The sequence below is a fragment of the Paenibacillus terrae genome (assembly GCF_000943545.1).
GTDB lineage: Bacteria > Bacillota > Bacilli > Paenibacillales > Paenibacillaceae > Paenibacillus > Paenibacillus terrae_A.
The window spans coordinates 1-10,327 of record NZ_JTHP01000120.1 but is presented as its reverse complement, the minus strand read 5'-3'; the positions used below and the strand labels follow the sequence as shown (position 1 = coordinate 10,327).

Annotated in this window: 10 protein-coding genes; 6 read left to right on the top strand and 4 right to left on the bottom strand. The window is 45.3% G+C overall.

Annotated features, from left to right (window positions below; all coding sequences use genetic code 11):
* Window positions 1-263: 263 nt before the first annotated feature.
* Window positions 264-647, top strand: coding sequence for a DUF423 domain-containing protein (locus QD47_RS28150; protein ID WP_044649233.1), 384 nt, complete (start codon window positions 264-266; stop codon window positions 645-647).
* A gap of 108 nt (window positions 648-755) precedes the next feature.
* On the opposite strand, the gene QD47_RS28145 is transcribed toward QD47_RS28150, so the two are convergent.
* The 4 genes from QD47_RS28145 to infC all read right to left on the bottom strand — a co-directional run bounded on the left by QD47_RS28145 (window position 756) and on the right by infC (window position 4,939).
* On the bottom strand, window positions 756-1,307 hold the full coding sequence (locus QD47_RS28145; protein ID WP_044649232.1) for a hypothetical protein: 552 nt from the start codon (window positions 1,305-1,307) through the stop codon (window positions 756-758).
* Between the two features lie 738 nt (window positions 1,308-2,045).
* Window positions 2,046-3,017, bottom strand: coding sequence for a GDP-mannose pyrophosphatase NudK (gene nudK / locus QD47_RS28140; RefSeq protein ID WP_044649231.1), 972 nt, complete (start codon window positions 3,015-3,017; stop codon window positions 2,046-2,048).
* Window positions 3,018-3,019: 2 nt separating this feature from the next.
* Window positions 3,020-4,204: a MerR family transcriptional regulator gene (locus QD47_RS28135; protein ID WP_200893544.1), complete on the bottom strand. Its 1,185-nt coding sequence runs from the start codon at window positions 4,202-4,204 to the stop codon at window positions 3,020-3,022.
* Window positions 4,205-4,393: 189 nt separating this feature from the next.
* Entirely contained in the window at window positions 4,394-4,939 is a 546-nt protein-coding gene (infC, locus tag QD47_RS28130; RefSeq protein ID WP_044649229.1) for a translation initiation factor IF-3, read from the bottom strand.
* A 226-nt stretch (window positions 4,940-5,165) separates the two neighbouring features.
* Between infC and QD47_RS28125 the strand changes: the two genes are divergently transcribed.
* From QD47_RS28125 to QD47_RS28105, 5 genes are all read left to right on the top strand, one after another.
* Entirely contained in the window at window positions 5,166-6,161 is a 996-nt protein-coding gene (locus QD47_RS28125) for an ABC transporter substrate-binding protein (RefSeq protein ID WP_044649228.1), read from the top strand.
* Window positions 6,158-8,206, top strand: a complete 2,049-nt coding sequence (locus QD47_RS28120; protein WP_044649227.1) for an iron ABC transporter permease — start codon at window positions 6,158-6,160, stop codon at window positions 8,204-8,206. The genes QD47_RS28125 and QD47_RS28120 overlap by 4 nt, the downstream gene beginning before the upstream one ends.
* Window positions 8,207-8,271: 65 nt before the next feature.
* Window positions 8,272-8,583, top strand: coding sequence for an ArsR/SmtB family transcription factor (locus tag QD47_RS28115; RefSeq protein ID WP_044649226.1), 312 nt, complete (start codon window positions 8,272-8,274; stop codon window positions 8,581-8,583).
* Window positions 8,584-8,862: 279 nt separating this feature from the next.
* Complete coding sequence (locus QD47_RS28110) at window positions 8,863-9,393, top strand: NAD(P)H-dependent oxidoreductase (protein WP_044649225.1); 531 nt, start codon at window positions 8,863-8,865, stop codon at window positions 9,391-9,393.
* A gap of 268 nt (window positions 9,394-9,661) precedes the next feature.
* The coding region (locus tag QD47_RS28105) for an MFS transporter (RefSeq protein WP_044649234.1) at window positions 9,662-10,327 on the top strand (666 nt) is incomplete at its 3' end.

Sequence of the window (10,327 nt, the reverse complement as noted above, 5' to 3'; positions counted from 1 at the left end):
TCAGACGCAACAGGCTTTTTCAGATTAGGATCTTGGTTACTCATCTTTTCAACTCCTTGAACATTATCCGAACAGGTACTAATTTTCCACAAAATGAACAAAAAAGCAAGGGACCTTACACATTACCCTCCAAAAGACAGGGTTTAATCATGGAATTCTGTAGGGTTTAAATTTAAATGGAGTGGCTGGCAAACTTCATATGGATTCGATAAAATAAGGAGATAGCTTGGATGAGAGTATGAGATGAAAAGGAGTACACAAACATGCAACGCAGATGGATAATTGTAGGATCTATAATGATGCTGCTGGCGGTAGCTATTGGAGCGTTTGGGGCTCATATTGTGAAAACACGGATCGACGCAGATGCTTTGGCTGTGTATGAAACTGGTGTGAAATATCATATGATTCACGCTGTCGGTTTGCTGATCATTGCATTGGCTGCGGGACAGTGGGGAGCGTCGACTCGTTTAAAATGGGCAGCGCGACTGCTGTTTACGGGAATCATTTTGTTTTCCGGTAGCTTGTATGTGCTGAGCTTGACCGGGATTCGTGTGCTAGGTGCCATTACCCCGCTGGGGGGCGTGTGTTTTATCGCAGGTTGGCTTTTGCTGGCATTAGCTGCCCGGGGTTTGAAGAAAGAGGATTAATTTAAATTTCCAGGTAATATCAAAAAAAGAGAATCGCTTGGAAAGACATAACGTTTTTCCGGCGGTTCTCTTTTTACGTGTTTATTTCATGCTGTAAGGGCTTTACATTTACGATGTGATTTCATCGATTTCATTCATTTTAAAGGAGTATACTTGCTTCTCATCTACATGGTACACACTCAGTAAGTTATTCTCATGATCCAAATTAAGGATGCGACATGGGATGCTTCGTTGTCCGCCATAGCGATTTACGATTAGCCGTACAAGCGTATTATCATGTATATAGCGTTTGATCCAATCATAGGTGCTAAGTTCTTGTTGTGGTGCAGGCTTCGGCTGTATGTGGGATTGTTTGATCTCTTGAACGACAGGTGGCTTGTTCGTAGGAGCGACATTAGATTTCTTTTTGGAAAACTTCTCTGCTAGCGCAGTAGCAGCATCAGACGAGCCGTTAGCGGCTGATTGTTTTTTTAAGTGTAATGCAGCCTCAATCAAATTACCAAGCTCAATACCGGACTGAACCCGACTATCTGCAATTTGTTCATGTTGAGTCAAGAGGTTAAGCAGGAACTGAAGGGCCTCTACATTGGAACGACCTTTAACTAATACATCTACATTAAATAAATAACTGGTTTCATCTTGATTTGATTCTTTTTTCATACATCCTCCAGCCCAAGCCCTGGGTAATTAGTCTTTTATAGTACCTATCAATATATCATTAAAACGTAATCTGTCATAGTACCTTAGGCTCTGTTATGGAGATTAACAAAAATAGGTCCTGTATAAACTGTATATCAATGGTGTGTTCACATTCATTCACCTACACAAACGCGAAAATACTGGATACAATATCCCAGACGAAAAATGAGGAGGTGCATGGTAGAACGAAGATGCACAAGGACCCCGTCGGATAAAGTTTTGTGAAGTCCTGCAAGTGATCACCAATTGATGAAAATACCAACTTGTACTATACATATACAGAGAATAAACGAGAGTGAGGGTGAAATCAAGCAGTTTGAATTTTAAATATTTCCTTTTGGTTTTTTCGGTTTAAGCGAAGACAACAAAATATTAAGGAATTAATGTAGTTATTTATAAATACATTTCAAAATCTATACCGTATTTTTACATTCAGAAAACATGTTCTAAAGGAATTTAATTGTAATATGTATGGAAAGTGGAGAAAAGTGGATAACATAAGACTCCGTTAGCGGCTTCATCTGCGCTGATGAGTGATTTCAGGGAAGGGGCATTCTGTCGGGATGCTCTTTTTCACTTGCCGTTATAGATAGCACGGTGGAACCCTAGCATAAATAACGGCAAGCTCATTTGAGTGGTAAGTGTTGGAGCATGTAAAGTGTTCAGAGTGATTTAGGTTTAGCAATAGATGGACTAAGTCTAGGGTTGGGTTACCGGTGGAAGATCCTCAAGATGTTCGAAAATAAGCAGTTGCTTTTCTCTTGCGACCTTTACCATTTCATCAGCACCCTGCGAGGGCCCTCCAATTCGAAGCACTGCATCGCAGTGGTCTAGCAGGCGGATGGAGGACGGATGGAAAATGCGGTTGAAAACCTCATCTCCCAAAGAAGTGGAACCAGCTGTGGCGATTAGGGGCAATGCATACCACTCCCCTAGAACCGGTAAATGCCCAGTTTCATAAACTTGAAGAGCAATTTCATTCATGAACTGAACATTTTTCTCGATCAGCACGGGATCATCTGACGTTCCAGAACGATAAGGTCCCGCTATAAGAATATGCAACGAATTTGTTTTTTCCTTTAAAAGACCATGGATTTGAGCGTATTGGAGCAGCAAAATCGTCTTGGCATCACGAATTTCTCCGCTTTTGACCAAATTGAGCGCCTGAATAAAAGGAAGCTCTACCACTTCAATGTTTTCCTGATCATCCTCAAGTCCACCACCCAGTCCTGTTGCCATATCTTCGTTATACTCTGCTACAAAAAAGTACAGGATTTCAGTAACCGATCCAGGCGACATGTAGGCCTCACCAACCTTTTGTACACAGTCGACACGGTATCCTGTCTCTTCCTCCGTTTCCCGCAGGATACTTTCCTCTGGTGTCTCTTTATCGAGCAGACCTGCACAGGTTTCGATAAGCATTCCTGTCTCATTACCGTTCTGGTAGGTTGGCATTCGGAACTGTCTGGTCAATACTACGGTTTGTTTTTTTCGATTATAGAGAAGGATTGTTGCTCCGTTGCCGCGGTCGTACACTTCACGGGATTGTGTCTCCCATTGGTCACTGTTTTTTTCATACTCGAACGTGACTTTCTTTAAGATGTACCAGTTATCCGATAAAAGCTCCTCTTTGACGATCCGTACTCCTGGTTGTTGTCCCGTTGCTTTCATGTTCATTTCCTCCCTAGAAACATTCCATTTTCTTTCGTCAGTTGAAGGACACCAGTCTGCTTCAGGTTTTGGTTGACATGGATACGAAACATATCGATGGCCTTTCCTACAAGTCGTTCCCTTGCATTCATCGGAGTCGAAATCATATAATCGATCAGGGGTTCCGCTTCGTCTACCATCAGGCGGTCGTCGTAATGGAGCAACAGAAGATTAGAAAAGCATGAAGACAGCAAGTCCATTCCGTTACCTAGGTGGAACCGATGAATCGCTTGATCTAATACGCGAAGATTGGGGTCGAAGGAAGTCGCCAAGTCCTCAAGCTCTTGAAGGTGTTGCGTACTCATCGTCGACGTGCAAACTAGTCCCCCGGGCTTTAGAACACGGTGCATTTCCTCGATCGCTCTGGGAATGTCCGAGACGTGATAAAGCATATTGTTAGCAAGCACCACATCGAATTGCTCTTCGTGAAAAGGGAGCTGCTGGGCGTCAGCCGACAAAAATTTAAACATTGCATTGCTGCTTCCTAAGCGGCAACGTGCTTCCTCCACCATTCCGCTGGAGATATCGGTAAGCGTGATGCGCCAGCTATTGGGAATTCGTTCGGCATTTCTTAACCAAAAGGTCCCGTCACCGCAACCCAACTCGAGAATATGGGCTTCCGGTGCCACCTCCAGCTGATCAAAAACCCAACGATGCCAGCCTTGAGGATTCGTACTGAACTTGTCGTAAAGATTGATCCGTGCTTGCAAACGGGTGGCCGTCCGATATTGATCCCCCCAATTCTCTTCCTTCTGTACAGCTTGTATAAGTTCCGCGAAGCGATCCAAATCTGCTCCATCGGCCAACTTTTCCAAAGCTTTTCGAATAGCATGGACGATATGTTCCGTATGAGCGATCTTCTTCTGGAGAATATCGAGCTGTGCTTCCAACGAATGTCTGATGTCCCCATCGGATATCAACTCTGCGTTTAAGATGTCTTTAATTTCTTGAAGAGATAGCCCGACATACTTCAACGTCTGAATCCGCTGCAGTCGTTTCAGTTCCTTCACCGTATACTTGCGAGCAGAGCCAGAATGATGGTCTTCCGGGGTCAATAGTCCAATCTGATCGTAATATCGCAAAGTTCGGAGTGTCATACCTGTACTTTTGGCAAGCTGCCCAGTCGATAAATAATCTCCTTTGCTCAACAGGTTCTCCCTCCTTCCCATGCATTGATTTTCCAGTATAGCCTACTAGGTTAGTATACTTGGTGACGTAACGTCACCAGCAAGTTGAATTTTCCGATAATTGAGTGTGTGGAAAACAGGGACCCTGCTGTATGGTTATCACTATGATTTTCATGAGGAAGGTAGAAGGGGGCCGAAACGGCCCCTTTTTCATTCTGTGTAAACGGCCTGTTTTTGCTTTGAGATGGGGTTTAATTTCACCTGTGAGCCCTTGCCGCCTGTCTGGATTCCGGTTTCCTTCATTCCGGCTTCTTTCAGATCGACCAATAGTCGCTCTAACACCGCTTTGGCGGCAGCCGCTTCCTTCGCGCCGGACGATTTCACGACCAACTGCACCGGCTTGCCGGAGCGCAGATGTTTGTCTGCTTGGCGCAGCTTTGTATCGTAATCATGTTCCTCGATATGAGCAGTGAAGCGAAGCTCCTTGACCTTTTCCTTACTGCTTTTTCCAGCCATGTTGCCACTGCTCACCTTGCGTGTTCCGGTTTCCTTCTGCGCGAGCGCTTTTCCCTTGCCCTTAGCTACTAGGCTACATGGCGGAGGACTGCTCATGAGTGATGTACAGACCAGATCCATTCCTTTGGACCGGGCCATAGCCAAGGCTTCCTCTCTCGAGACGATACCGATCTTCTCACCGTTGAGTCCAGTGAGCATGACCTCGGAAGCCTTTATTTGCTCGTTGATTAATACTGCCACGTAAATGATGCCTCCCTTAAAAACAATGTAAAGCTATCATATACGGAACCCGTTTGCGATTCAATTTGGAATTCCGGGTAGCGGGCAGAGGGTGCTTTCCAATGCGACATAGTACTTTTCTTTAGTACAATCTTTGTTGACAAAAACCATCAACCCCTATACTCTTTTATTGATAATGATTATCATTTTCTAATGAGACATATACATGCAGGGGTGAATGAGAGAAATGAAAAAGATGCTGAAGGGCCTATTATTGTTTACGGTTTTTACTATTGTATTGGCGGGTTGCGGATCAGTAGGGGATAGCTCGAAGCCAGGAGCCACTTCCGGGTCTGAGCAGACCAGCAAAGCGGCTGGGCCGGTTACGGTTAAAGACGATCACGGAGAAGTCAAGCTGGACAAGCCAGCGGAACGTGTCGTTGTCCTGGAATGGGCGTTTACCGAAGACCTGATCGCGCTAGGCGTGCAGCCTGTTGGTAGTGCGGACAACGAAAACTACAGGCTGTGGATAACGCCGGAGGCGAAACTGGCTGATTCGGTCACTGATATCGGTACACGGGGCGAACCGAATTTGGAAGCGATCGCGGCGCTCAAGCCGGACCTTATTATCTCAAACACAGACAATAATGCAGCGATCTACGAACAGCTTAAGGGAATCGCACCAACGATAGAATACGATTTTTTCAAGGGAAAAGGTTATGATTATGATCGCATGGTTGAAATCTTTAAGCAGATCGCTGTGGCTACTGGAAAAACGGAGCAGGCTGATAAAGTCCTAAATGACCTTGACCAGCATTATATTGAAGCAAAGGCTACATTGGAAAAAGCGGATAAAGCAGACTTCCACTATGCGCTGACTCAGGCTTTCACAGCTCAAAATGCTGCCAGCCTACGGATGTTCAAGGATAACTCGCTTGTAGTGGAAACGCTCGCGAAAATCGGTATGGTGAATGACTGGAAGTCGGACAAAACCGAGAAATATGGATTCAGCACTGTGGGCATCGAAGCTCTTCCTGGGGTACAGGACAGCCATTTTATCTACATTACGCAGAAGACGGACGATGTATTCGGAGCCGCGATGAAGAACAATTCAGTCTGGAAAGAACTGAATTTCGTCAAAGAAAAACGGACCTATCCACTGGACGGAACAACGTGGACGTTCGGGGGCCCAATCTCATCTAAAGTGCTGGTTGACCAGGTGGTGGGTGTTCTGACAAAATGACCCGAACAGGTACAACGGATTTATCGAAGGCTTGGCGTGTAGGAAGCATTTTTGGGGGCGGCTTGGCCGTCCTTATTACGCTTTTTTTTGTAAGCTTGTGCTATGGAGAGGCGCCGATCCCGCTGCATACGGTAATCGAGGCGTTGACCCAGCGTCAGAATACGCTAGAGCATAATATGGTTTGGGATCTGCGGATGCCGCGCACGGTTATCGGAATCTTGGCTGGCGGTGCGCTGGCTATTGCCGGTGCGTTGCTACAGGCCATCACCAAAAATCCGTTGGCGGCATCGGATACACTTGGAATCAACGCGGGTGCCTATTTTGTGGTTGTGCTTGGCGCGGTGATGTTCCCCGGATTGCTGCATCAGGCTCCGTTTCTGTTTGCCGCCCTCGGCGGCCTGCTGGCGGCGGTGCTTGCTTACTTTATGGGCGGGGGACGAGCTGGAAGTCCAATCCGGCTGGCGCTTGCTGGCCTCATTGTGTCTATGGTGCTCGGTTCGTTTACCGGAGCATTACATATTTTTTACTCCTTTGAAACGCAGGGATTGTTTCTATGGGGTTCCGGTTCGCTTGTGCAAAACGATTGGAGTGGTACTACTTATGCTTGGCCCTGGGTTGTAGGGCTCTCGGTTATCGCGGTTTTGCTGTCGAGGCAATTCGATGTGCTGGATCTGGATGAGTCCACATCCACGTCCCTTGGGCAAAAGGTGGGCTTGACCCGGGCGGTGGGAATTGTATTGGCGGTCCTGCTGTCGACCATTACAGTCAGCGTCATTGGACCCATCGGGTTTGTAGGCTTAGTGGCTCCGCATTTGGTGCGCTTAAGCGGCCTGAAAATGCACCGCTGGGTACTGCCTGGTTCCTTCCTGTGGGGGGCACTGTTGTTGACGGGCGCTGACGTGCTGGCGAAAATGGTCCACCAATCAAGCATGGATCTGCCGACCGGAGCAGTAATGGCATTGATCGGGGCCCCTTGGTTAATTTGGCTTATCCTGTGGAGGATGAAACTGCCTTCCGGTATCGGCGGACAGTCTTCAATGAACATAGGTGTGCGCTCTCGGAAATTACCGTATGGCAGGCTGGTCACATTGTTTGCGTGTGGGGCCGTGCTGCTAACCGTATTCAGCCTGATGTTTGGAGGAATGCGCATTCCGGTGGGCGATCTGCTGTCCGGGCTGTTTGGCGGTGAGAGCGCGAATTCGGCTTTGCTGCAGTTTAGAATTCCACGCACGCTGGTGGCGGCCGGGGCTGGTATCGCGCTTGCAGTGAGCGGTGTCTTGATCCAACTAGCCGTTCGCAATCCCTTGGCGGATGCCTCGATCATCGGGGTTTCTTCTGGAGCGGGATTCGGCGCGCTTGCAGTGATTATCGTCTGGCCTGGGCTGCCTGTTTATGTGCTGCCAATCGCGGCGATCGCTGGAGCGGCAGTTTCAGCGGCAGTGATTTTCTTTCTATCCTGGAAAAAACATCTGAATCCGTCTGTTGTCATATTACTCGGCATCGCCGTATCAGCGATCGGAGCAGCCGGAATTCAGGTGCTAATTATCCAAGGCTCGCTGTGGGGCAGTACGGGCTATATTTGGCTGACTGGTAGTACCTACGCGCGAAGCTGGGCGCAGGTGACGACGATTCTGGCCTTTCTGCTCGTGTTGTTGCCAGTAGCCTGGTGGCTAGCTCGCCGCTTCGATCTTTTGGTATTTGACGATAGCAGCGCCATGGGACTGGGGCTTCCGGTGCGTCGCACCCGGCTGCTGGCGATGGCAGTGGGTGTGCTGCTGGCGGGAGGAGCGGTAGCCTGCGTGGGTACGATTGGCTTCATCGGGCTGATTGCTCCGCATATCGTGCGTACGTTGATCGGGCACCATGTACGCCGTTCCATTATTTTGTCAAGCATCTTGGGAGCGGTAATGCTGGTGCTGGCTGATACAATTGGACGGACGGTGCTTGCGCCGACGGAGATTCCTTCCGGGCTACTGATCGCTCTGATCGGTGCGCCGTATTTCCTGTACTTGATGTATCGCTCCAATCGTAGTAAGTCAGTGTAGTTGAAGTGGTACACAAATCTGGATTTTATATTTACAAATCTAATAAAGTAGATATAATGTACTGTATGGAACCGTTATTGATTTATAAAGCTTTGTCTAATGAGACACGCTGTCTAATTATGCTGTGGTTAAAAAATCCAGAGGAATTTTTTGATGAACAGGCTTATTTAAAGCAAGGGCTTAATCTTCGAATTGGTGTATGTGTGGGGGATATTCAGGCTAAAGCAGGACTTGCACAGTCTGTTATCTCAAGTTATTTATTAACGATGCAAAAAGCTGGTTTGTTGGAGTCTGAGCGAATTGGGAAGTGGACGTACTATCGTCGGAACGAAAAGACAATACAGGAATTTACCGAGTACATTCAAAAGGAACTATAGACAGAAAGGAGGTTTTTTTTCGTAAAATATATCTATGAATCTGTATATATAAATATGATGGAGGCTTACTTTTAATTATGAAACAGGATAACTCTTTGCTTATTATTATTTTGGCTTTAGTGTTCAAAGTAAATTAAGTATTAGACTGAAAAATAAGTGTGGAACCAGTAAAAAAACACTTACCTTTATGTAAGTATCTGTACTAAAAGTGCATACTTTCATATTTCTAGCGTTCATTTTATTATCAAGATATAAATAATACTTAAGGAGGACAAATCTTTGAAAACTCTTGTTATTGTAGCGCATCCCAGCATGGAAACATCCGTCATTAATAAGCGGTGGGTAGAAGAACTGAAAAAATATCCAGAAAAGTATACTGTTCACGAGTTGTCTAAAGTTTACCCTGATGGAAACTTCGACGTGGAAAAGGAACAAAAATTGGTTGAATCTCATGGTAATCTTGTTTTGCAGTTCCCTATATATTGGTTTAATTGTCCGCCTCTCCTAAAAAAATGGTTTGACGATGTTTTAACTTATGGATGGGCTTTTGGTTCAAATGGAGGAGATAAATTCAAGAATCGTAAAGTTGCTTTAGGTGTATCTGCAGGAATCGAAAAGCAAGATTATCACGAAAATGGAAGATATCAATATACGCTTGAACAAATACTGGTTCCATTTAAAATGACATTCCTATATTGCGATGCAGATTATCGTTCGTTCTTTGCATTTTATGGTGAGGAATATGATCGTTCTGAAGAAACTGTGGAAAAAAGCACTGAAAATTATTTGAATTTTGTTGACAACCTATAATATGCATCTATATTTCGTTTGCAAGTTACCCATCAAAAAAATTGATTCATTTGAAGAATTAGTTTGTGAACTTACCACGACTGATACCGATGTTAAGCTATCGGGGGACGTTAGTTGAATGACAACAGCGGCAGTCTAAGACTTTATTTATCAAGTCTTGGTCTGCCGCTGCTTCCTTTAATGGATCAGTCTAAAACTTATTTTTCATGTGCTGACGATTCTTCAAATCAAAAACCGCATTAAATCAATGGTCCCAGTCTAATACTATATTTTCACCGAACATTTAGGTGTATTCGGCATTATTACAACGGAAATGGGGATTATAGGTGTTTTACCCCAGGTCACTCAAAATTTTAATATATCGACTTCACTGGCAGGCTGGCTTGTAAGTGCATTTTCTTTAGTTGTTGCTATTTCAGGTCCATTCCTGACCTTACTCGTTTCCGGTATAAATCGTAAAGTCATTCTGTTAACGGTTGTGCTCAGTTTTGTGATTTCAAATATGGTTTATGCTTTAACGACCGAATTCAATATGATGCTCATTTTCCGCATTCTCCCTGCTATTTTTCATCCTATCTTTTTTTCGGTTGTCTTAGTGACCGCAGCCAAACTTGTCCCGCCGGAAAAAAGCAGTAAAGCAGTCACCAAGGTTTTCGCCGGAATAACGGTCGGATTTGCTTTTGGCGTGTCTTTAACTTCTTATCTCGCAGAGAAAATATCGTTAGAAGCCGCTTTCTTGTTTGGGGCTGTTGTAAGCATGATTGCCTTTGTGGGAATCCTCATTTGGCTTCCTTCTATGCCGGTTAAAGAGAAAATGTCTTATGGAACACAGCTTGGTATACTTCGTAAGCCTCAATTGTGGTTCAATATCGTGACTGTTATTTTTATCTTTGCAGCTATGTTTTCTGTGTACAGCTACTTTGCCGAATATCTT

Bases quoted from the DNA above. Each gene is read 5' to 3' on its own strand.
- QD47_RS28150 (WP_044649233.1), top strand. From the start codon at position 264: ATGCAACGCAGATGGATAATTGTAGGATCTATAATGATGCTGCTGGCG.
- QD47_RS28145 (WP_044649232.1), bottom strand. From the start codon at position 1,307: ATGAAAAAAGAATCAAATCAAGATGAAACCAGTTATTTATTTAATGTA.
- nudK (WP_044649231.1), bottom strand. From the start codon at position 3,017: ATGAAAGCAACGGGACAACAACCAGGAGTACGGATCGTCAAAGAGGAG.
- QD47_RS28125 (WP_044649228.1), top strand. From the start codon at position 5,166: ATGAAAAAGATGCTGAAGGGCCTATTATTGTTTACGGTTTTTACTATT.
- QD47_RS28120 (WP_044649227.1), top strand. From the start codon at position 6,158: ATGACCCGAACAGGTACAACGGATTTATCGAAGGCTTGGCGTGTAGGA.
- QD47_RS28115 (WP_044649226.1), top strand. From the start codon at position 8,272: ATGGAACCGTTATTGATTTATAAAGCTTTGTCTAATGAGACACGCTGT.